The sequence below is a fragment of the Aeromonas sp. 1HA1 genome (genome assembly GCF_029237385.1).
In the GTDB taxonomy this organism is placed as follows: Bacteria; Pseudomonadota; Gammaproteobacteria; order Enterobacterales; family Aeromonadaceae; genus Aeromonas; species Aeromonas popoffii.
Genome location: NZ_JAACGC010000004.1, coordinates 88,763 through 111,987, shown reverse-complemented (window position 1 = coordinate 111,987; position 23,225 = coordinate 88,763). Strand labels below are relative to the sequence as shown.

General features: G+C 57.0%; 18 protein-coding genes and 3 tRNA genes. 3 read left to right on the top strand and 18 right to left on the bottom strand.

All coding sequences use genetic code 11. From position 1 onward, the window contains the following. Positions 1-3: 3 nt before the first annotated feature. The 15 genes from tusD to GWQ22_RS02475 form a co-directional block, all read right to left on the bottom strand. Entirely contained in the window at positions 4-396 is a 393-nt protein-coding gene (gene tusD / locus GWQ22_RS02545; protein ID WP_275929377.1) for a sulfurtransferase complex subunit TusD, read from the bottom strand. Between the two features lie 86 nt (positions 397-482). Continuing rightward, on the bottom strand, positions 483-863 hold the full coding sequence (locus GWQ22_RS02540; protein WP_042036016.1) for a RidA family protein: 381 nt from the start codon (positions 861-863) through the stop codon (positions 483-485). 25 nt (positions 864-888) lie between these two features. Beyond that, positions 889-1,605 carry a transcriptional regulator gene (locus GWQ22_RS02535; protein ID WP_042036015.1) on the bottom strand — a complete coding sequence of 239 codons (717 nt, stop codon included), beginning with the start codon at positions 1,603-1,605 and terminating at the stop codon, positions 889-891. Positions 1,606-1,801: 196 nt separating this feature from the next. Further along, the gene (rpoC, locus tag GWQ22_RS02530) at positions 1,802-6,106 is read right to left on the bottom strand and encodes a DNA-directed RNA polymerase subunit beta' (protein ID WP_108536018.1); all 4,305 of its coding nucleotides are present in this window, start codon (positions 6,104-6,106) and stop codon (positions 1,802-1,804) included. 90 nt (positions 6,107-6,196) lie between these two features. After that, a complete protein-coding gene (gene rpoB, locus GWQ22_RS02525) occupies positions 6,197-10,225 on the bottom strand; it encodes a DNA-directed RNA polymerase subunit beta (protein WP_275929376.1) in 4,029 nt (1,342 codons plus the stop codon). Positions 10,226-10,447: 222 nt separating this feature from the next. After that, a complete protein-coding gene (gene rplL, locus GWQ22_RS02520; RefSeq protein ID WP_042036012.1) occupies positions 10,448-10,810 on the bottom strand; it encodes a 50S ribosomal protein L7/L12 in 363 nt (120 codons plus the stop codon). Positions 10,811-10,861: 51 nt separating this feature from the next. Continuing rightward, positions 10,862-11,362, bottom strand: coding sequence for a 50S ribosomal protein L10 (rplJ, locus tag GWQ22_RS02515; protein WP_005318563.1), 501 nt, complete (start codon positions 11,360-11,362; stop codon positions 10,862-10,864). Between the two features lie 256 nt (positions 11,363-11,618). Further along, positions 11,619-12,320 carry a 50S ribosomal protein L1 gene (gene rplA, locus GWQ22_RS02510; RefSeq protein ID WP_042036011.1) on the bottom strand — a complete coding sequence of 234 codons (702 nt, stop codon included), beginning with the start codon at positions 12,318-12,320 and terminating at the stop codon, positions 11,619-11,621. Positions 12,321-12,324: 4 nt separating this feature from the next. Further along, on the bottom strand, positions 12,325-12,753 hold the full coding sequence (gene rplK, locus GWQ22_RS02505; protein ID WP_005318556.1) for a 50S ribosomal protein L11: 429 nt from the start codon (positions 12,751-12,753) through the stop codon (positions 12,325-12,327). 133 nt (positions 12,754-12,886) lie between these two features. Continuing rightward, positions 12,887-13,438 (bottom strand): transcription termination/antitermination protein NusG, encoded by a 552-nt coding sequence (gene nusG, locus GWQ22_RS02500; RefSeq protein WP_005318554.1) that lies wholly within the window; start codon positions 13,436-13,438, stop codon positions 12,887-12,889. A 9-nt stretch (positions 13,439-13,447) separates the two neighbouring features. Continuing rightward, positions 13,448-13,831, bottom strand: coding sequence for a preprotein translocase subunit SecE (gene secE, locus GWQ22_RS02495; RefSeq protein WP_042036010.1), 384 nt, complete (start codon positions 13,829-13,831; stop codon positions 13,448-13,450). 60 nt (positions 13,832-13,891) lie between these two features. After that, positions 13,892-13,968, bottom strand: a tRNA-Trp gene (locus GWQ22_RS02490). A 53-nt stretch (positions 13,969-14,021) separates the two neighbouring features. Further along, positions 14,022-15,206, bottom strand: a complete 1,185-nt coding sequence (gene tuf, locus GWQ22_RS02485; RefSeq protein WP_033135315.1) for an elongation factor Tu — start codon at positions 15,204-15,206, stop codon at positions 14,022-14,024. Positions 15,207-15,378: 172 nt separating this feature from the next. After that, positions 15,379-15,453 (bottom strand) — tRNA-Gly (locus GWQ22_RS02480). Between the two features lie 38 nt (positions 15,454-15,491). Continuing rightward, positions 15,492-15,576, bottom strand: a tRNA-Tyr gene (locus GWQ22_RS02475). 261 nt (positions 15,577-15,837) lie between these two features. On the opposite strand from GWQ22_RS02475, the gene coaA reads away from it, so the two are divergent. Then, positions 15,838-16,776, top strand: a complete 939-nt coding sequence (gene coaA, locus GWQ22_RS02470; RefSeq protein WP_042036009.1) for a type I pantothenate kinase — start codon at positions 15,838-15,840, stop codon at positions 16,774-16,776. Between the two features lie 80 nt (positions 16,777-16,856). On the opposite strand, the gene birA is transcribed toward coaA, so the two are convergent. Both birA and murB read right to left on the bottom strand, forming a co-directional pair. Next, complete coding sequence (gene birA / locus GWQ22_RS02465) at positions 16,857-17,822, bottom strand: bifunctional biotin--[acetyl-CoA-carboxylase] ligase/biotin operon repressor BirA (RefSeq protein WP_275929375.1); 966 nt, start codon at positions 17,820-17,822, stop codon at positions 16,857-16,859. Further along, complete coding sequence (gene murB / locus GWQ22_RS02460) at positions 17,819-18,856, bottom strand: UDP-N-acetylmuramate dehydrogenase (RefSeq protein ID WP_275929374.1); 1,038 nt, start codon at positions 18,854-18,856, stop codon at positions 17,819-17,821. The genes birA and murB overlap by 4 nt, the downstream gene beginning before the upstream one ends. A 127-nt stretch (positions 18,857-18,983) precedes the next feature. Between murB and GWQ22_RS02455 the strand changes: the two genes are divergently transcribed. Beyond that, positions 18,984-19,637: a TrkA family potassium uptake protein gene (locus GWQ22_RS02455; protein ID WP_275929373.1), complete on the top strand. Its 654-nt coding sequence runs from the start codon at positions 18,984-18,986 to the stop codon at positions 19,635-19,637. Further along, the gene (locus GWQ22_RS02450) at positions 19,634-20,989 is read left to right on the top strand and encodes a TrkH family potassium uptake protein (protein WP_275929372.1); all 1,356 of its coding nucleotides are present in this window, start codon (positions 19,634-19,636) and stop codon (positions 20,987-20,989) included. The genes GWQ22_RS02455 and GWQ22_RS02450 overlap by 4 nt, the downstream gene beginning before the upstream one ends. 73 nt (positions 20,990-21,062) lie before the next feature. On the opposite strand, the gene GWQ22_RS02445 is transcribed toward GWQ22_RS02450, so the two are convergent. Then, positions 21,063-23,030: a DNA topoisomerase III gene (locus GWQ22_RS02445; RefSeq protein ID WP_275929371.1), complete on the bottom strand. Its 1,968-nt coding sequence runs from the start codon at positions 23,028-23,030 to the stop codon at positions 21,063-21,065. Positions 23,031-23,225: the final 195 nt, after the last annotated feature.

Sequence of the window (23,225 nt, the reverse complement as noted above, 5' to 3'; positions counted from 1 at the left end):
CCCCTAAAACTGGACAAAGCGATCGGCGGTCAGGCTGGCTTCGGCCAGCTGGCCCAGCCCGCTCAGGCAGAAGGGGGCCTGCAGGTTGAATTGATCCTTGCCTGCTCCCTTCGCCTCTGTCTCATCGAGCACACCGCGCCGCATGGCGGCGGCAACGCACACATCGATACGGATCCCCTGCCCTATGGCCAGCTCGCGCCACAGGGCCACCAGGTCGGTCTCATCAGATGCCGGGGCATGCAACCCGTTACCATTGCAAACCCCGTCCTGATAGAAAAACAGATGTGACAGCCGGTGGCCTTGCTCGAGGAGGCTCAAGGCGAAGCGGTAAGCTGTGCTGGCCGACTGGGTGCCATAAGCGGGCCCCGTTACCAGCAAGGCAAAACTCAGACTCATATCCGGACTCCTGTACAGGTGTATGCCCATTCTACGCCAAAGACAAAAAAGCCCCTCCTGGGAGGGGCTCTTCATTCAGCCGTGGATCAGACGTAAGCAATGGCTTCGACTTCAACCAGCACATCCTTGGGCAGACGCGCCACCTCCACGCAGGAGCGGGCCGGGGCCGAGTCACCAAAGTAACGGGCATATACCTGGTTAAAAGCAACAAAGTTGTTCATGTCGCTGAGGAAACAGGTGGTCTTCAGCACCTTGCCGGTATCGGCACCCGCTTCCTTCAATACTGCAACCAAGTTCTTCATCACCTGCTCGGCCTGAGCTTCGATGCCGCCAGCCACTATCTCCATGGTGGCCGGATCGAGCGGGATCTGCCCGGAGGTGAAGACCAATTCGCCCAGCTTGGTAGCCTGAACATACGGACCAATTGCGGCAGGCGCCTTGTCGGTTGCAATCACTTCTTTAGCCATTCTTATCTATCCCCTTCTATGGCGCTTACTCGTTCTCGTCTTCACCCTGCTTGCGCTGTCGGATGTACAGATAAACGGTATGTTTGGAAATATTCAATTTGTCGGCGACCAGGTTGATCGAGTCCTTGATATCAAATATGCCCTTCTCGAACAGCTGGGTCACGATAAACCTGTTTTTCGCATTGTTGGCAACCGTCGGATCGCGGTTGATCTCGTCGATGGTGTTGTCCACCGTCTGAGCGACCAGCTCTTCGACGCTGTTGGCAAAGGTCTCCGGCGACTGGCGCTCCACTTGCTGGGGCGTCGGGAAGAATTCGGCGACAAACTCGTGAAAAGGCGCATTGATGTGCAGGTTGATACAGATAAGACCGATCACCTGCTTGTCACTGTTCCTGATGGCGATGGTACTCGACTTCATCAGGGCGCCGGTACGGCTGCGGGCAAAATAACTCTGGGTGTAATCCTGGCCGGTATTCTCTATGTCCTTGAGCATACGCAGCGCGAGATCGGTAATGGGTGCCCCCTCATTCCGTCCCGTATTGAACCCGTTGGCAATCTTGATCACGGACTCATGCAGATTTTCCAGGGAGTGAAGAACCACTTCACAGTGCTTGCCGAACAGTTCGGCCAAGCCTTCGATAAGCCCTCCATAGGAGTGCAACAATTCCCTGTCTTCATCTGTAAAAGTGCGACCGCTCAGCTGCTCTTCGGGAAGCAGTACTTCCTCGATACCGACAGTCATGTTCTACCCCTGTAATAACCATTCAACTTTCACGAGTTTTCAATTGCGAGGGGGCAATGTCAACTTTTTTTGATTTTTTACTCCCCAACCTTGCTCTGGATCATCCGAATATCCACGTGGCTACTGGGGTTGGTGAGAAAGCGACCAACAAAAAGGGCTCCTTGAAGGAGCCCTTTTCAATCACTGCAGCAGAAGATTACTCTTCGTCAAAACTGCCGGATGCGTTGAGCAGATCCGCCAGGTTTTGCTGAGCTTCATCGGCAGTCACCTGCGGTACGCCGACAGCACGAGCTGCGGCGGCACGCTGGTTGATCCGGCTATGGTGGTAGGCAAAGCCGGTACCAGCCGGGATCAGACGACCCACGATCACGTTCTCTTTCAGGCCACGCAGTTCATCACGCTTGCCGCCAACGGCCGCTTCGGTCAGAACACGGGTGGTTTCCTGGAAAGAAGCCGCGGAGATGAAGGACTCTGTGCTCAGAGATGCCTTGGTAATACCCATCAGAATATGACGGAAGGTAGCCGGGGCCTTGCCCTCTGCAACCAGCTTACGGTTGGCAATCTTCACACGCGCCACTTCAACCTGCTCGCCTTCGATCAGATCGGTGTCGCCAGCGCTCAGGATCTCGCACTTGCGCAGCATCTGACGAACGATGACTTCGATGTGCTTGTCGTTGATCTTAACGCCTTGCAGACGGTAAACGTCCTGCACTTCGTTGGCGATGTAGTTGGCGACCGGGCTGATACCGCGCAGACGCAGGATGTCATGAGCAGACTCAGGACCGTCCGCCAGCACTTCACCCTTCTCAACTTTTTCACCTTCGAACACGTTCAGGTTACGCCACTTCGGAATCATCTCCTCGTAGACGTCGCCACCATCGGTCGGGGTGATGACCAGACGGCGTTTGCCCTTGGTCTCTTTCCCGAAGGAGATGGTACCGGAGATTTCCGCCAGGATGGCAGGTTCCTTCGGTTGACGTGCTTCGAACAGATCCGCAACGCGCGGCAGACCACCGGTGATATCCTTGGTACCGCTGGACTCTTGCGGGATACGCGCTACCGCGTCACCCACACCCACGTTGGCACCATCTTCCAGGTTCACGATTGCCTTGCCCGGCAGGAAGTACTGGGCGGCGACATCGGTACCGGGGATCATGACATCTTTGCCGTTCAGGTCGACCAGTTTAACGGTCGGACGCATCTCTTTACCGGCACTCGGACGCTCGTTGACATCCAGTACGACGATAGAAGAGAGACCGGTCAGCTCGTCGGTCTGACGAGTGATGGTCACGCCATCGATCATGTGTTCGAACTGGAGGCGACCCGCCACTTCGGTGATGATCGGGTGGGTGTGCGGATCCCAGTTAGCGACAGTGTCACCGGCGCTCACGGCCTGGCCGTCCTTCACTTCCAACACGGCACCGTAAGGCAGCTTGTGGCTTTCCTTGGTACGGCCCATGTCATCCATGATGGTCAGTTCGGTAGAACGGGAGGTGATAACCAGTTTGTCATCACTGTTGTGAACGAACTTGGCGTTCTGCAGCTTGATGGTACCGGTATTCTTCACCTGGATGCTGTTCTCGGCAGCGGCTCGGGATGCGGCACCACCGATGTGGAAAGTACGCATCGTCAGCTGGGTACCCGGTTCACCGATGGACTGGGCGGCAATAACACCGACAGCCTCACCCTTGTTCACCAGGTGACCACGGGCCAGATCACGGCCGTAGCAGTGAGCACAGTTACCAAAGTCAGTTTCACAGGTGATGGCAGAACGCACCTTCACGCGGTCAACAGAGTTTTGCTCCAGCAGGTCACACAGCTGCTCATCGAGCAGGGTGTTGCGCGCTACCAGGATCTCGTCCTCGGTACCCGGCTTGATCACGTCATCAGCGACCACACGGCCCAGCACACGCTCACGCAGCGGCTCGACCACGTCACCACCTTCGATCAGCGGAGTCATCCACAGACCTTCGATAGTGCCGCAATCGTCCTCGGTGATCACCATGTCCTGCGCCACGTCAACCAGACGACGAGTCAGGTAACCGGAGTTAGCCGTCTTCAGTGCGGTATCCGCCAGACCCTTACGGGCACCGTGAGTGGAGATAAAGTACTGCAGTACGTTCAGACCTTCGCGGAAGTTAGCCACGATAGGCGTCTCGATGATGGAGCCATCCGGCTTCGCCATCAGGCCACGCATACCGGCCAGCTGACGGATCTGGGCGGCGGAACCCCGCGCACCAGAGTCGGCCATCATGAAGATGCTGTTGAACGACGCCTGCTCTTCTTCTTCACCCAGAGAGTTGATATCACGCTCTTTGGACAAGTTCTCCATCATGGCCTTGGAGACGCGCTCGTTGGCGCTGGCCCAGATATCGATAACCTTGTTATAGCGTTCGCCAGCGGTCACCAAACCGGACAGGAACTGGTCCTGGATCTCGGCAACTTCGGCCTCTGCTGCGGCAATGATGTCTTTCTTGGCATCCGGGATGACCATGTCATCGATACCAACTGAAGCACCAGACAGGGCCGCATAATGGAAACCGGTATACATCAGCTGGTCAGCGAAGATAACGGTGTCCTTCAGGCCCTGCTTGCGATAGCAGGTGTTCAGCAGTCGGGAGATGAGCTTTTTGCCCAACGCCTTGTTGGATACGGACTTGATCCAGTTCTGCGGATTGGCATCCAGATCAGCCTGCTCTGCAGCAGTCAGCACCTTGGGCTCATCGATCAGGGCGTATTCCATGCCTTTCGGCAGGATCAGGCTCAGGATCGCACGACCAACTGTGGTGTTTTTCATCTCGGTACGCTCTACCAGCGAATCATCTTCCTGACGGAGATATTCGGTGATGCGCACTTTGACGCGAGCGTGCAGATCGGCCAGACCGGCGCGATATACCTTCTCGGCTTCTTTCGGGCCAGCCAGCACCATACCTTCGCCCTTGGCGTTGATACGGGCACGGGTCATGTAGTACAGACCCAAGACCACGTCCTGGGAAGGAACGATAATCGGCTCACCGGAGGCAGGCGACAGGATGTTGTTGGTAGACATCATCAGGGCGCGCGCTTCCAGCTGGGCTTCCAGGGTCAGCGGTACGTGGACCGCCATCTGGTCACCATCGAAGTCCGCGTTATAGGCAGCACAGACGAGCGGGTGCAGCTGGATGGCCTTGCCTTCGATCAGGGTCGGTTCAAACGCCTGGATACCCAGACGGTGCAGGGTCGGTGCACGGTTCAGCAGGACCGGGTGTTCGCGGATCACTTCGTCCAGGATGTCCCAAACGACAGCTTCTTCACGCTCCACCATCTTCTTGGCGGCCTTGATCGTGGTCGCCAGACCGCGGGACTCCAGCTTGCCATAGATGAACGGCTTGAACAGTTCCAGCGCCATCTTCTTCGGCAGACCGCACTGATGCAGACGCAGCGTCGGGCCTACAGTGATAACGGAACGACCAGAGTAGTCGACGCGCTTACCCAGCAGGTTTTGACGGAAACGGCCTTGCTTACCCTTGATCATATCGGCCAAGGATTTCAGCGGACGCTTGTTGGAACCTGTGATGGCACGGCCACGACGGCCGTTGTCCAGCAGGGCATCCACGGACTCTTGCAGCATGCGCTTTTCGTTGCGCACTATGATATCCGGGGCAGCCAGGTCCAGCAGGCGCTTCAAACGGTTGTTACGGTTGATCACGCGACGGTACAGATCGTTCAGATCGGAAGTCGCGAAACGGCCACCGTCCAGCGGTACCAGCGGACGCAGGTCCGGCGGCAGCACAGGCAGCACTGTCATGATCATCCACTCCGGCTTGTTGCCGGACTGCAGGAAGGCTTCCATCAGCTTCAGGCGCTTGGTGGTCTTCTTGCGCTTGGTTTCGGAGTTGGTCTGATCCAGCTCCTCACGCATGGTCTTGACTTCGCCTTCCAGATCGATGGCACGCAGCAATGCAAGGATTGCTTCGGCACCCATCTTGGCGTCAAATTCGTCGCCCCACTCTTCCAGTGCGTCCAGATAGTTCTCTTCGGACAGCATCTGGCTGCGCTCGAGGTTGGTCATGCCGGGTTCGATCACTACATAGGATTCGAAATACAGCACGCGCTCGATGTCACGCAGGGTCATGTCCAGCAGCAGACCGATACGGGACGGCAGGGACTTCAGGAACCAGATGTGGGCAGTCGGGCTGGCCAGCTCAATGTGGCCCATACGCTCGCGACGGACCTTGGTCTGGGTCACTTCTACGCCACACTTCTCACAGATCACACCACGGTGTTTCAGGCGCTTGTACTTGCCGCACAGACACTCGTAGTCCTTCACCGGTCCGAAGATACGGGCGCAGAACAGACCATCACGTTCCGGCTTGAAAGTCCGGTAGTTGATGGTCTCAGGCTTTTTGACCTCACCGAATGACCAGGAGCGGATCATGTCAGGAGAGGCCAGACCGATCTTGATACTGTCAAACTCTTCGGTCTTGGTCTGAGCCTTCAAAAACTTGAGTAAGTCTTTCACGTGTTTCCCCTGTCAGGAGTCTAACCTCGGCGCCCTGCTGCCAAAGCAGCGGGGCGCCCACGTCAATTCTCGAACAATAAGAGCGAGCTCTTACTCTTCGTCCAGCTCGATGTTGATACCCAGAGAGCGGATTTCCTTCAACAGTACGTTGAAGGATTCGGGCATGCCCGGCTCCATACGGTGGTCGCCATCCACGATGTTTTTGTACATCTTGGTACGGCCATTCACATCGTCAGACTTGACGGTCAGCATTTCCTGCAGGGTATATGCCGCACCGTAAGCCTCCAGGGCCCACACTTCCATCTCACCGAAACGCTGACCACCGAACTGCGCCTTACCACCCAGCGGCTGCTGGGTAACCAGGCTGTAAGAGCCGGTAGAACGCGCATGCATCTTGTCGTCTACCAAGTGGTTCAGCTTCAGCATGTACATGTAACCCACGGTGACCTTACGCTCGAAGGCGTTACCGGTACGACCGTCGAACAGGGAGATCTGACCGGATTCCGGCAGATCGGCCAGCTTCAGCAAGGCCTTGATTTCGTGCTCTTTGGCACCATCAAAGACAGGTGTAGCGACCGGCAGACCCTTGCGCAGGTTACCCACCAGGGTACGTACGTCGTCGTCAGATAGCTCGGCGATGTCCACTTGCTTGGTGTCTTTCTCGCCCAGGTCATAGACCTGTTGCAGGAAGCCACGCATCTCGTGCAGCGCGCGCTGTTCTTTGATCATGCGGTCGATCTTCTCGCCGATACCCTTGGCCGCGAGGCCCAGGTGTACTTCGAGGATCTGACCAATGTTCATACGGGACGGTACGCCCAAGGGGTTCAGTACGATATCGACCGGACGGCCGTACTCGTCATGAGGCATATCCTCGACCGGGCAGATCTTGGAGATAACACCCTTGTTACCGTGACGGCCCGCCATCTTGTCACCCGGTTGGATGCGACGCTTGACTGCCAGGTAAACCTTGACGATTTTCAGTACGCCCGGCGCCAGATCATCACCCTGGATAATCTTGCGACGCTTGTTCTCGAACTTCTTGTCGAAGTCGGCTTTCAGCTCGATGTGCTGTTCGGCGATCTGTTCCAGCTCGATCTGCTTGGCTTCATCTTCGATGGCCAATTCAAACCACTTGGTACGATCCAGCTTGTTCAGACGATCTTCGCTGTAACCGGCGGCCAGTAGCAGGTTGCGGGAGCGGCCGAAAATGCCGTCTTCCAGGATCTTGAACTCTTCGGTCAAGTCCTTCTTCGCTTCCTTGAGCTGCATCTCTTCGATTTCTTTGGCGCGCTTGTCTTTTTCCACGCCATCGCGGGTAAAGACTTGCACGTCAACCACGGTACCGTACACACCGTTCGGCACACGCAGGGAGGAGTCCTTCACATCGGAGGCCTTCTCACCGAAGATGGCGCGCAGCAGCTTCTCTTCCGGCGTCAGCTGGGTTTCACCTTTCGGTGTTACCTTGCCGACCAGAATGTCGCCGCCCTTCACTTCGGCACCCACGTAGACGATACCGGACTCGTCCAGCTTGGACAGTGCGGCTTCACCCACGTTCGGGATGTCGGCAGTGATCTCTTCCGGACCCAGCTTGGTGTCACGGGAGATACAGGCCAGTTCCTGGATATGGATGGTGGTCAGGCGATCTTCCTGAACAACACGCTCATTCACCAGAATCGAGTCTTCGAAGTTGTAACCGTTCCACGGCATGAACGCGACGCGCAGGTTTTGGCCCAGCGCCAGTTCGCCCAAATCGGTAGACGGACCGTCAGCAACCACGTCACCGGCCATGACCGGCTCACCCAACATCACGCAAGGACGCTGGTTGATACAGGTGTTCTGGTTGGAGCGGGTGTACTTGGTCAGGCTGTAGATGTCGATGCCGGCTTCGCCTGGCATCAGCTCATCTTCGTTGACCTTGATAACGATACGGGAGGCATCGACGTAGTCGATCATGCCGCCACGCTTGGCCACTACGGTTACACCGGAGTCCACGGCCACGGCGCGTTCCATACCGGTACCTACCAGCGGCTTGTCAGCACGCAGAGTCGGTACGGCCTGACGTTGCATGTTCGAACCCATCAGGGCTCGGTTAGCATCATCGTGTTCCAGGAACGGGATAAGAGCAGCTGCCACAGATACGATCTGCTGCGGGCTCACGTCCATATACTGGATCTGGTCGGCGTTCATAAAGGTGGATTCACCTTTGTGGCGGCACGGGATCAATTCATCTTTCAGACGGCCATCTTCGGTGGTCGCGGCGTTAGCCTGTGCGATCACGTACTTGCCTTCTTCAATAGCAGACAGATAGTCCACTTCGTCGGTGATCACACCATCAATGACTTTACGGTACGGTGTCTCGAGGAAACCATACTCGTTGGTACGAGAGTACACGGACAGAGAGTTGATCAGACCGATGTTCGGACCTTCAGGAGTCTCGATAGGGCACAGACGACCGTAGTGAGTCGGGTGCACATCTCGAACTTCAAAACCGGCACGCTCACGCGTCAGTCCGCCCGGGCCCAGCGCAGAGATACGGCGCTTGTGGGTCACTTCGGACAGCGGGTTGTTTTGGTCCATGAACTGAGACAGCTGGCTGGAACCAAAGAACTCTTTGACTGCGGCGGAGATCGGCTTGGCATTGATCAGATCCTGCGGCATCAGGGTGTCTAGGTCACCCAGGGAGAGACGCTCCTTGACCGCACGCTCGACACGCACCAGACCGACACGGAACTGGTTTTCAGCCATTTCACCGACAGAACGGATACGACGGTTACCCAAGTGGTCGATATCGTCCACTTCGTCATTGCCGTTACGGATGTCGATCAGGCGCTTCATGACTTCGACGATGTCGTCTTTGGTCAGAGTGCCAGCACCGGTCTCGTCTTCACGGGACAAACGGCGGTTGAACTTCATCCGACCTACGGTAGACAGGTCGTAACGCTCGGAAGAGAAGAACAGGTTCTCGAACAGCTGTTCTGCCGCTTCACGGGTAGGCGGCTCGCCCGGACGCATCATGCGATATATTTCGACCAGTGCTTCCAAACGGCTGGAGCTGGAGTCGATACGCAGGGTCTCGGACATGTAGGCACCGTGATCCAGTTCGTTGGTGAACAGAACCTCGAAGTGCTTGAAGCCGGCTTGGGAAAGGTTGGCAACCGCTTCCAGGCTCAATGCCTGGTTGGCAGTCACTACCATTTCGCCAGTTTGCGGATGTGCGTAGTTCTTGGCAGCAACTTTGCCAACAACATACTCAACCGGTACCTCAATCTGGGTAACGGCATCCTTTTCCAACTGACGGATGTGACGCGCAGTCACACGACGACCGGTCTCAACCACCACGGCGCCATTGGCCACGATGTCAAAGGTCGCAGTTTCACCACGCAGACGCTCGGGCACCAGATCCATCATCAACTTGCCATCTTTCACTTCGAAACCTATGGTCTCGAAGAAGTTGGCCAAGATTTCTTCGGAACTGAAGTCCAGGGCGCGCAGAATAATGGAAGCTGGCAATTTACGACGACGGTCGATACGGACAAACAGGTTGTCTTTCGCATCGAACTCGAAGTCCAGCCAGGAGCCACGGTAGGGGATAACGCGGGCGTTATACAGCACCTTACCGGATGAATGGGTTTTGCCTTTATCGTGGTCAAAGAAGACGCCCGGGCTACGGTGCAGCTGGGAGACGATTACCCGCTCGGTACCATTGATAACAAAGGTGCCGTTCTCGGTCATGAGCGGAATTTCGCCCATGTATACTTCTTGTTCCTTGATGTCTTTGACGGTGCCGGCAGCTGCTTCACGATCGTATAGAACCATACGAAGCTTGACACGCAGCGGCGCGGAGTAGGTCACTCCACGGATCTGGCATTCTTTTACGTCAAATACCGGCTCACCCAGGCGATAGCTGACATACTGAAGCTCAGCACTACCGGAGTAACTGGTGATCGGGAAAACGCTACGGAAAGCGGCCTCTAGGCCGTATTCACCTTCCGGGTCAGCCTCGATGAACTGCTTGAAGGAGTCCAGCTGAATGGACAACAGATAAGGCGTGTCCAGTACCTGGTCTCGCTTACCGAAGTCCTTACGAATGCGTTTTTTTTCGGTATAAGAGTAAACCATAGGGTTCCTCAGCTCGCTGATAAGTGACCCACTCTGTCCCGCAGGACAGCTCTGTCTCAACACCGTTTTGTGTTGGCCCGGACGATGAAACGGTCCGGATTGCTGGTGCACCGAGAGTCGTAAACGGTGTGAAATGCTCTCAGTCTACAGCGCAAAAAGGCTGGTGAACAAATATTCACCAGCCCTAGCCTGTTTTATCAGGCTAATCTACATAAATGCAGATTATTTGATCTCAACAGAAGCACCAGCTTCTTCAAGCTGCTTCTTCAGAGTTTCAGCTTCGTCTTTGGAGACGGCTTCTTTCAGGTTGGCAGGAGCGGCTTCTACCAGGTCCTTGGCTTCTTTCAGGCCCAGACCGGTAGCGGCACGAACGGCCTTGATGACGGCAACTTTGTTGGCGCCAGCAGCAGTCAGAACTACGTCGAACTCGGTTTTCTCTTCTACTGCTTCAGCAGCCGGACCGGCAGCAACAGCAACAGCGGCAGAAACGCCGAACTTCTCTTCCATAGCTTCGATCAGCTCAACAACTTCCATTACGGACATGGAAGCAACGGCTTCGATGATTTGGTCTTTAGTGATAGACATGACAAAAATTCCTGATGTTGAATAAACTCAAACAGCCTAAATAGGCGAGAATCAAGCAGCAGCTTGTTTCTGATCACGCACAGCAGCGATGGTACGAACCAGCTTGCCAGCAGAGGCTTCTTTCATAGTCGCCATCAACTTCGCAATTGCTTCGTCGTAGGTCGGCAGCGTGGCCAGACGATCAATTTGTGCTGCGGCGATAAACTCACCGTTAAAAGCGCCGGCCTTGATTTCGAACTTTTGGTTCGCTTTGGCAAACTCTTTGAACAGACGAGCGGCAGCGCCCGGGTGTTCGTTGGAGAAAGCAATCAAGGTAGGACCAGTCAATACGTCGTTCAGGCACGCGAATTCGGTACCTTCAACCGCACGACGCAGCAGGGTATTACGCACAACGCGCATGTACACACCAGCTTCACGAGCGGTTTTACGCAGGACGGTCATCTTGTCTACAGTCACGCCGCGAGAATCGGCTACAACTGCGGACAGGGCGCCTTTGGCAGCTTCGTTGACTTCAGCAACAATTGCCTTTTTGTCTTCGAGTCCCAATGCCATTGGCTTAACTCCTGGATTGAATCTGAGTCTCATGACTCAGTACTGACACATCCCCCCTACCTTAACAACAGAGGGGAACGATGCGGTAGCAGGATTCCAGAAGAGAAAGAATCTTTCTCGCTGGGTTTCCGGCACCGTCTACGCAGGAAGGATTAAGGCTTTACAGCCTCCTGCGGTCTTGGACGGAGGTCGAAGCCCCCAACCAATCAAGGCGCAAAATTATAGATTAAATTTTGTGCCTTGTAAAACTCATCAATTAGCCCTGAGCTTCCAGAGAAGCTTGGTCTACGGCAACACCTGCACCCATGGTGGTGGAGATGCTGACTTTCTTGATGAAGATACCTTTGGCGGAAGACGGCTTAGCCTTTTTCAGGGCAATCAGCAGTGATTCCAAGTTTTCTTTCAGCTGAACTTCGTCGAAAGAAACCTTACCCAGAGTGGTATGGATGATACCATTCTTGTCATTACGGTAACGAACCTGACCCGCTTTGGCATTCTTCACAGCTTCAGCAACGTTAGGAGTTACAGTACCGACTTTCGGGTTCGGCATCAGGCCACGCGGGCCCAGGATTTGACCCAGTTGACCAACAACACGCATGGCATCCGGGGATGCGATCACGACGTCGAAGTTCATCTCGCCTTTCTTGACCAGATCGGCCAGGTCATCCATACCAACCAGTTCAGCACCGGCAGCTTTGGCGGCTTCGGCGTTGGCACCCTGGGTGAATACGGCAACACGTACATCACGACCAGTACCGTGCGGCAGTACAGTAGCACCACGAACGTTTTGGTCAGATTTACGAGCATCGATACCCAGATTGACAGCAACGTCAACGCTTTCAACGAACTTGGCGGTAGCCAGTTCTTTCAGCAGGGCAATGGCTTCGTTGATGGAATACTCTTTGGTACCGTCAACTTTTTCGCGAATAACGCGCATACGCTTGGAAAGTTTTGCCATTGTCTTAATCCTCCACTACCAGGCCCATGGAACGAGCGGAGCCTGCGATGCAACGTACTTTTGCATCCAGATCGGCACCGGTCATATCCGGCTCTTTGGTCTTGGCGATTTCTTGCAGCTGGGCAACAGTCACCTTACCAACCTTGTCTTTGTTCGGCTTGGCCGAACCAGACTGGATCCCGGCAGCTTTCTTCAGCAGGAAGGCAGCAGGCGGAGTCTTGGTTTCGAAGGTGAAGGAACGGTCACTGTAAACGGTGATCACGACCGGAGTCGGTGAACCTTTTTCCAGCTTCTCTGTACGAGCGTTAAACGCCTTACAGAATTCCATGATGTTTACACCGTGCTGACCCAGAGCAGGACCAACGGGAGGGCTGGGGTTAGCACTGCCAGCCTTAACTTGCAGCTTGATATAAGCTGTGACTTTCTTAGCCATTAGAAAAATACCTCAGAAATGGGTTCTAGCGCCTCGGAGACATGCTCCTGCAAACGGCTCCCCAACTAATAAAGGGGCAGCGAATTATAGTGACATTCGCTGCCCCTGACAACCGTTAACGTACAGAGTTTAATCAGCCCTTTTCGACCTGACCAAAATCCAGTTCTACCGGCGTTGAGCGACCGAAGATCAAAACAGAGACCTTCACGCGGCTCTTCTCGTAGTCCACCTCTTCAACGGTACCGTTAAAGTCGGCGAACGGACCGTCGGCAACCCGCACCATTTCACCCGGTTCAAACAGGGTTTTCGGACGCGGCTTGTCGTGGGCATCTTGCAGACGATTGAGGATGGCATCCGCTTCTTTATCAGAGATAGGAGCAGGACGATCAGAGGTGCCACCGATGAAACCCATCACACGCGGTACGTTACGCACCAAGTGCCATGTGGTTTCATCCATGAGCATCTGAACCAGGACGTAGCCTGGGAAAAACTTGCGCTCACTCTTGCGCTTTTGGCCAGCACGCATCTCGACCACTTCTTCAGTCGGGACCAGCACTTCACCGAACATGTCTTCCATGCCATGCATCTTGATATGTTCGCGCAAAGATTTGGCAACCCGACCTTCGTAGCCGGAGAATGCCTGCACGACATACCATCTCATACGTTGTTCACGTTGTTCAGTCATGGCTTATCCTTACACACCGGTAATCAGGTTGACCAACCAGACCAAGGCGCCGTCCAGCATGAACAGCAACAGTCCCATCACGGCAGTCACCGCCAGCACAATCAGGGTTGTCTGAATGGCTTCCTGACGGGTCGGCCATACGACCTTGCGGACTTCCAGGCGAGACTCACGGGCAAATGCCACTGTGGCTTTACCTTTAGTAGTGCGTATTGCAAGTATTCCAGCGCCTGCGATAGCAGCCAATACGCCTAAAGCACGCAAGGCAACGTTAACATCATTGAAATGCTTACCGACCCACCAGTTTCCACCAACTGCTGCGACCAGGATGATGAAAACCAGGCCCCAAAGCAGGGTATCCTTGCTTCCGCCCTGGCTCTCAGAACTAACACTCATACAACCCACCTGTATCTGACGTAACCAAAGACACAAAAGCCCCGTACGAGACGAGGTATGTGGCAGGGGCGGCAGGACTCGAACCCGCAACCATCGGTTTTGGAGACCGCTGTTCTACCAATTCGAACTACGCCCCTACACAAGAAAGCCCCTATTATAGGGGCTTTGCTTTATTTATGTAAGCCAAAGATTAAGCAATCACGCTGGCTACAACACCGGCACCTACGGTACGGCCACCTTCACGGATAGCGAAACGCAGGCCGTCGTCCATTGCGATCGGCGCAATCAGGGTAACAACCATTTTGATGTTGTCGCCTGGCATTACCATCTCTACGCCTTCCGGCAGTTCGATGGTTCCGGTCACGTCAGTTGTACGGAAGTAGAACTGCGGACGGTAGCCTTTGAAGAACGGGGTATGACGACCACCTTCTTCTTTGGACAGTACGTACACTTCAGATTCGAACTTGGTGTGCGGCTTGATTGAGCCCGGCTTGGCCAGTACCTGACCACGCTCTACGTCTTCACGCTTCACGCCACGCAGCAGCGCGCCGATGTTCTCGCCTGCACGACCTTCGTCCAGCAGTTTGCGGAACATTTCAACACCGGTACAGGTGGTAGAAACGGTATCTTTGATACCAACGATTTCTACGGTCTCACCGACTTTAACGATACCGCGCTCTACACGACCGGTTACTACGGTACCACGGCCAGCGATAGAGAATACGTCTTCGATAGGCATCAGGAACGGCAGGTCAATTGCGCGCTCCGGCTCCGGGATGTAGGTATCCAGGTGGCCAGCCAGCTCGATGATCTTCTCTTCCCATGCAGCGTCGCCTTCCAGCGCTTTCAGCGCGGAACCGCGTACTACCGGCAGGTCATCACCCGGGAAGTCGTACTCGGTCAGCAGTTCACGCACTTCCATCTCGACCAGTTCGAGCAGCTCTTCGTCATCTACCATGTCGCACTTGTTCATGAACACGATCATGTATGGGATACCAACCTGGCGACCCAGCAGGATGTGCTCACGAGTTTGCGGCATCGGGCCGTCGGTCGCAGCAACTACCAGGATCGCGCCGTCCATCTGAGCAGCACCGGTGATCATGTTTTTAACGTAGTCAGCGTGACCCGGGCAATCTACGTGGGCGTAGTGACGGGTAGCGGTGTCGTATTCTACGTGGGAGGTGTTGATGGTGATACCACGCTCGCGCTCTTCCGGTGCCTTGTCGATCTGGTCGAAGGCGAAAGCTTTACCACCGAAGTGCTTGGCCAGCACGTTGGTGATGGCGGCGGTCAGGGTGGTTTTACCGTGGTCAACGTGGCCGATGGTACCCACGTTAACGTGCGGTTTATTACGCTCAAATTTTTCTTTAGACATGATCGTCCCTCTAAACTAACGCTGAGTACGCGGTGGCAAGCTAACCACAGAACAGTTTATATGATGGATTTGAATCTGGTGGGGAAGAGAGGTTGGTGCTGACAGCCAGGTTCGATTGCCGAACTCACCCTGAGGTGTGACTCTTGGTATCGCCTGAGCCATATCAGCATCTTGGAGCGGGCAGCGGGAATCGAACCCGCATCATCAGCTTGGAAGGCTGAGGTAATAGCCATTATACGATGCCCGCATTTCTCTCACCCAAAGAACTCAAACCGCAGAGAAATATGGTGGAGGGAGAAGGATTCGAACCTTCGAAGGCAGAGCCGTCAGATTTACAGTCTGATCCCTTTGGCCGCTCGGGAACCCCTCCGATGCATAAATGCCACAACGGTTATTCTGCTTGCACCCGTTGTTTTGTCGCTTTTGCCGGGCAAATAGGCGACAGACATCCAAGCGTCGCGCATTTTATTGTAAGGATTTTGGGGATGCAACTATTGCGCCTTGCAAAATGTGTATTATTGCCGGGAAGCATGCAAAAAAGGACTCACTCTCTGCTCGAATCCGCCACGTCTCTTGTCGCTCCCCACCCCTTGGTGTATGGTCGCCCTGCCCAAGAAACAGTGATGACACCATGACGACCGAGCATAACCCCTATCTGCAATTCACCCGCGAACAATGGGCGTTATTGCGCGATGCTGTCCCCCTGACCCTGACCGAACACGATCTGCAGACCCTGCGCGGGATCAATGAGAAGGTGTCATTGCAGGAGGTCGAGGAGATCTATCTGCCCCTCTCCCGCCTGCTCAATCTCTACGTCAAGGCCAAGCAGCGCCGCAGTCGGGTGCTGGAACAGTTCCTCGGCCAGTCCCGCGGCAAGGGCACCTACATCATCAGCATCGCCGGCAGTGTGGCGGGAGGAAAGAGCACCACGGCCCGCATCATGCAGGCCCTGCTGGAGCGCTGGCCCGAACACCCCAGGGTGGAACTGGTCACCACGGATGGCTTCCTCTATCCCAACAAGGTGCTGGAAGAGCGCGGCCTGATGCGTCGCAAAGGCTTTCCGGAATCCTATGACATCCGCCATCTGGTGGAGTTTGTCGCCAATATCCGGGCCGGCCACGAGAAGGTCGAGGCGCCCGTCTACTCCCACCTCATCTATGACATCATTCCCGATGAGAAGAAGGTGGTGGAGCAACCTGACATATTGATCCTGGAAGGGCTCAATGTGCTGCAAAGCGGCATGGATTACCCGCAGGAACCCCATCGCGTCTTCGTGTCAGATTTTGTCGATTTCTCCATTTATGTGGATGCCGAAGCCGAGTTGCTGCGCACCTGGTATGTCGAGCGTTTCCTCAAGTTCCGCAGCGGCGCCTTCTCGGATCCGGACTCCTACTTCCATCACTACGCCAAACTGGCGGAGAGCGAAGCCAGCAAGATTGCCAACACCATCTGGCAAGATATCAACTATCTGAATTTACAGGAAAATATCCTGCCGACACGGGAACGGGCCAACTTGATCCTGACCAAGGGCCACGAGCACGCCATTGAGCAGATCAAGCTGCGCAAGTGATGGTCGATGCATACAGTACATAAACGAAGAGGGGGCCCACAGGCCCCCTCTTCCATTGGTGTCTCTGACACACAGAGATATCAGTCACCCCGTCGCAGGGATATCTCTCCCCCCAGATAGAATCTTATCCCCTCGCCCGTCTCCAGTCGCAGGGCACCGCGATCGTCGATACCGCGAGCTACCCCGGGGATCTCCTGCTCCCCCATCAGGAGGCGCACCGGCCGACCGGCGAAGTGATCGAGCCGGTTCCAGTTGTCGACAAAACTGGCCAGACCGCTCTGCTCGAAGGTCAGCATGGCCTGTTGCAGGTGCTCGAGCATGCGGGCAGCCAGCAGATTGCGATCCACCAGTTCCGGCTGTATATGGCGCAGCTCGGACCAGGCCTGATCGATCCGTTCGCCCTCCCGGGCCGGCATCGCCAGATTGAGGCCAACCCCGATCACCAGGTTGCAGCTGGCACCAGCACTACCACTCATCTCCACCAAAATGCCTGCCAGCTTGCGCCCCTGATAATAGAGATCGTTCGGCCACTTCAGTTCTACCCCCGGATACCCCAGAGACTCCAGCGCCTGCACCACAGCCACCCCGACCGCCAGACTCAGGCCCATGGCCGCCGCCATGCCCTGTTCGAGCCGCCAGTACATGCTCAGGATCAGTTGACAACCAAAAGGGGAGACCCAGGGCTTGCCACGGCGACCGCGCCCCGCAGTCTGGCACTCGGCCAGACAGCTCTCGCCGGACTGCAGCTGGTTGACCCGCTCCAGCAGGTACTGGTTGGTAGAGTCGATCACCGGGAAGCAGTGCACCGGCGCCATGGGGGCCAGCGCCTGCAACTGCACCTGATCGTACAGCGCCATGGGCACCGCCAGTCGATAGCCCTTGCCAGTCAGACTGAACAGATCCAGCCCAAGCTCCTTGAGGGCGGCCATGTGCTTGCTCACAGCCGCACGACTGATACCGAGCTGCTCGCCGAGCTGCTCGCCGGAATGAAACTGGCCATCGCTGAGCAAGGTGATCAGTGTCTGTCTGATGGGAGTCAGTGTCATGCCAGCACCTCATCGAGCCAAGTCTCACCGGTCAGGCCCATGAAGCGCACCTCGTGCTCCAACACTACCCCGAATTTCTGCTCCACGCTGTCGCGCACATGGGCCGCCAGGGCAATGAGCTCCATGGCACTGGCTCCCCCCAGATTGACCAACACCAGCGCCTGCTCCTGATGGACCGCGGCGCGGCCGATGGCAAAGCCCTTGAGACCGCACTGATCGATCAGCCAGCCCGCGGCCAGCTTGGCCCCCCCTTCCCCGGCCGGGTAGCAGGGCATATGCGGATATTGCTGCTTGAGCATGTCGGCCAGCGCCGTCGTTACCACGGGGTTCTTGAAGAAGCTGCCCGCATTGCCAAGTACGGCGGGGTCCGGCAGCTTGGCACTGCGGGTAGCGCAGACGGTATCGAAGATGGCCTGCGCGGTGGGCGCGTCCCCGAGCGCCGCCAGCGGCCCGTAACCCAGCACAGGCGTCCAGGCTTTGGGCAGGCGCAAACCGACGGCTGTGATGAAATGGGAATTCTGACAGGCATGCTTGAAGATGCTGTCGCGATAGCCAAAATGGCAGTCGACAGCATTGATGCGCTCCAGCTGGCCACTTTGCCAGTTGAACGCCTCGACATAGGCACAGACGCTGGCCAGCTCGACTCCGTAGGCACCTATGTTCTGCACAGGCGCGGCGCCGACCGTCCCCGGGATAAGCGCCAGATTCTCCAGGCCGTACCAGCCCTGTTGCAAGGCGTGGCACACCAGCTGATGCCACCCCTCCCCGGCGGCCACGTGCAGCAGCCAGTGCTCGCCCTCATCCTGCAGCTGAATGCCCTTCAAACGGTTAAGCACCACCAGACCGGCAAAATCATTGCAAAACAGCACATTGCTGCCGCCACCCAGCACCAGGCGGGGCAGGCTGCTCAGTTCTGGGTTGACCACGAGCTGCCGCAGGTCATCGACCTGTTCCACCTCGGCCAGCCAGAGGCAATGGGCATCGAGGGCGAGGGTGTTGAACGTCAACAAGGAGGCGTGAGGGGTGAGTTTCATCTGCGTGTCCCGACAATGGCAAGCGGGCAGTCTACCTTATATTCCCACCGGACGAAAAATCCGGCCCTCTTTTCGGACTCGGTCCGCTGGAGTAGAGTATGCGGATCCGACTCTTGAGGAAGTACTCATGAACAACCAATTTGCCGTCATCGGCCTGGGACTGTTTGGCAGCGCCCTGTGCGAAGAACTACAACGGCAGGATGCCGAGGTACTGGCGATTGATGTAGACGAGAACAAGACTCGCCAAATCGCCACCCTGTGTAGCCATGTCGTCGTCGCCGATGCGACCGACGAGGCCACGGTGGCCGAACTGGGACTGGCAAACTTTGACATCGTCTTCGTCGCCATCGGTGACAACCTGGAGACCAGCATCCTCACCACACTCGTATTGAAAGAGGCTGGGGTGAAGAAGGTCTGGGTCAAGGCGCGCGACAAGTTCCACGCAAAGATCCTGCAGAAAGTCGGTGCCGACAAGGTGATCAACCCCGAATGGGACATGGGCCGCCGGGTCGCCCAGAGCATGCTGGACAACCGGCTGTTCGACTATCTGGAGCTGGGTCACAACATGGTACTGACCGAGTTCGTCATCGGGCTGCAGCAAAATGGCAAGGTGCTGGGCGATCTGCACCTGCTGCAGCAGAACGATTTCCAACTGCTAGCCATCAAACGCGGTGAAGTGCTGCACAACGTACTGACCGGTAAGATGGAGCTGCAACTGGGCGACATCCTCATTCTGGCGGGCAACAAGCATGCCATCGACCACTGGCTGGAAACCTTATGACACGTTGGCGTAGCAGCTACGCCTTCGCCCTCCATCGGGAGCGAGACCCCCGCTGGAACGAGGCAAGGCTGATCATCGGCAGCTTTCTGATCATCCTGCTGATTGGCGCCATCTTTCTGGTGCAACCTTCCAGCCACAAAGGCGAGGTCACCTTCGTCAACGCCCTGTTCACCGCCACCTCGGCCATCAGCGTGACCGGCCTCGGGGTGGTAGATACCGGCACCGCCTTCACCCTGCAGGGGCAGATCTTCCTGCTGATACTGATGGAAATTGGCGGTCTGGGCCAGATGACCATGACCCTGCTGCTGATCGCCATGTTCAGCCAGCGTGTCGGTCTGCGCCAGCAGGTCTTGGCCAAGGAGGCGCTGGGCCAGGAGGGCTCGGTCAATATCATTCAGCTGGTGAAGCGCATCGTGCTGTTCGCCTTCATCGCCCAGCTGATCGGCACTGGCCTCATGGCGTTCCGCTGGGTGCCGGAGATGGGCTGGGAGCACGGCCTCTATGTCAGCTTCTTCCACGCGGTTTCGGCCTTCAACAACGCCGGCTTCTCGCTATTTTCCAACGGCCTGATGGATTATCGGGATGATCCCCTGATCTCGCTGGCTATTGCGCTCTTGCTGATTCTGGGGGGCATAGGTTTTACCGTTATCGTCGATCTGGTACGCAACCGCCGCTGGCGCAAGCTGAAGCTGCACAGCAAGCTGATGCTGGTCATGACCCCGGCCCTGCTGCTGGTCGGTACCCTGATGTTCTGGCTGTTGGAGCACAACAACCCGGGCACCCTCGGCAAAGCCTCCTTCGGCAACCAGTGGCTGGCGGCATTCTTTCAGTCTGCCAGCGCCCGAACTGCCGGTTTCAATACCATAAATATCGGCTTGATGACCCCGGCAGCCCTGCTGTTTCTGATGATGTTGATGTTTATCGGTGCTGGCACCACCTCGACCGGTGGTGGTATCAAGGTCACCACCTTCGCGGTCGTGCTGCTGGCGACCAAGGCGTTTCTGACCAAGCGGCCCCATGTCACCGCCTTTGGCCGTACCCTGTCGCCCCAGATCGTCACCCGTTCGCTGGCCATCATCATCGTCAGCACCATGGTGTTGATGCTGGCGATGTTCCTGCTGATGGTGACCGAGGATCTGCCGTTCGACAAAATCATGTTCGAGACCATCTCGGCGTTTGCCACTGTCGGCCTCTCTACCGGCATCACGGCCTCCCTGAGCGAGCCTGGCAAGCTCATTCTGGTGCTGGTGATGATCTGCGGCCGTCTTGGCCCCCTCACCCTCGCCTTTATGCTGGCCCGCCCGGTCGAGACCCGCATCAAATACCCGGAAGAGGGGCTCTATACGGGTTGAGTCCACATCCATAAGAGAAAGGGGCCATCACGGCCCCTTTCTCTTTCTCGGTATCGGCACCCTGTTCAACGGCTCAGGCCACCTTGGCCTTGGCCGGCCGCTTGCCCGCACTCTTGCGAGCAGTGCCAACCGCCCCCGCACCGCTCTTGCGGCGGGCGAAACGCGGCTTGCTGGCCCCCGGCGCAGCCTTGGGCAGGGCACTGAAACTGGCGCCAGAGTCCTGCCGCGCCCCCTCGATCAGGCCGTTGAGCTGCTCGGTAAGCGGCCCCATAAACTGCTGGTAGCTGGCGTGCCGCTCGGCAATCTGACCCAGGCGCTGCTCCCACAGGGCCGTCATGTCAGGTGTGGTGGCGGTAGCGGGCAACGCCAGGATCAGCGCCCGTCCGGTGGGGGTGCCCTTGATGCTCTTGCCTTGGCGCACCAGAAAACGGCGCTTGAACAGCAGGTCTATGATGCCGGCCCGGGTCGCCTCTGTGCCGAGCCCGTCGGTTTCGCGCAACGTCTTGCGGATCTCGGGGTCCTGCACGTAGCGGGCTATGCCGGTCATAGCGGCCAGCAGGGTGGCATCGGTGAACGACTTGGGCGCCTGGGTCATCTTCTCCAGCAGCTCGCTGCGCTCGCACTGCAACTCGTCACCCCGCTGCAGGGCAGGCAGGGTGCCCGCCTCCTCTTCGTCATCCTCTTCCACCCCCAGCAGGGCCTTCCAGCCCGCCTTGAGGATCCGCCGCGCCTTGGCCTGGAACAGGCCGCCGGCGATACGAAGCAGCACCTTGCTGTCGTTGTACTCGAACGGCGGATAGAACTGCAGCAGGTATTGGCGCGCCACCAGACCGTAAATGTTGGCCTCATCGCTGCTAAGGCTGGCCTCGTTGCCGCGCTTCTCGGTGGGGATGATGGCGTGATGGGCATCCACCTTACTGTCGTTCCACGCCTTGCTGCGGATCTTGCCGTCCGCCTCGCTCACCGCCCTGGCGAGCGCTGGCGCGGTCGCGGCGATGGCATCCCGCACCTGGGCCGCCCGGTTGAAATGATCGCTCGGCAGATGACGGCTGTCGGATCTCGGGTAGGTGATGAGCTTGTGGCGCTCGTAGAGTCCCTGACACACATCCAGCACCCGCTTGGCATCCATGCCAAAGCGTTTGGCGGCATCGATCTGCAGGCTGGATAGGTTGTAGGGCAGCGGCGCCGCCTGCTTGCGAGCCTGCTCCTCGACCTCTTCCACCGATGCTGGTTGGCCATTGATGCGACTGACGACCTTCTCGGCCAATGCCCGGTTGAGCACCCGCCCCTCCTCATCCTGCCAGGGTTGGCAAGCCTCGGAAGGCAGCCACTTGGCGCTGAAGCGCTCGCTACCTTCGGTCATCACATGGGCCAGCACCTCGTAGAAGGGTTTGGGCACGAAGGCCTCTATCTCCAGATCCCGCCGTACCACCAGCCCCAGCAAAGGGGTCTGCACCCGACCGACCGACAGCAGATCGCTGCAACCGCCCTTACGACCAAGCAGGGTGTAGGCCCGGGTCATGTTGATGCCGTAGAGCCAGTCGGCACGGCTGCGGGCCAGCGCCGACACCGCCAGCGGCACGAACTCCTTGTTGTCCCGCAGCTTGTCGAGGGCGCGGCGCACCGCTGGCGGATTGAGGTCACTGATGAGGCAACGCTGTACCGGCCTGGTCTTGGGGTAGCCGAGAAAGTCGATCACCTCGTCCACCAGCAGTTGCCCTTCCCTGTCCGGATCGCCGGCATTCACCACACAGTCGGCCTGCTTGATCAGCCGCTTGATGACGCTGAGCTGGGTTTTGGTCTTGGGCTTGGCGACCAGTTGCCACTGGGCGGGAATAATGGGCAGCTGCTCCATGCGCCACTGCTTGAAGGCAGCGTCGTAGGCGTCGGGTTCGGCCTGCTCCAGCAGGTGACCGATGCACCAGGTCACCACATCCCCCTGGGCAGTCTCGATGAAGCCCTCACCCTTCTTGTGGGGCTTTGGTAACACATCGGCAATGGCGCGGCCCAGACTGGGCTTCTCGGCGATAAAGAGTCGCATGGCAAACACACCTGAATACTGTATATGTGAACAGTATATACCGAGCCTTTTGCAAAGCCCAAGCCTGGCTACCTGCGGGTTCGATGATCGTGACCACGCTATCGTTCAGCACCATGACTCGGGGTCAAGGATGCAACGACTCTTCAGGATGCGCATGCGGGCCAGATGATGAAGCTGACCCTGATTCCCGCCCCG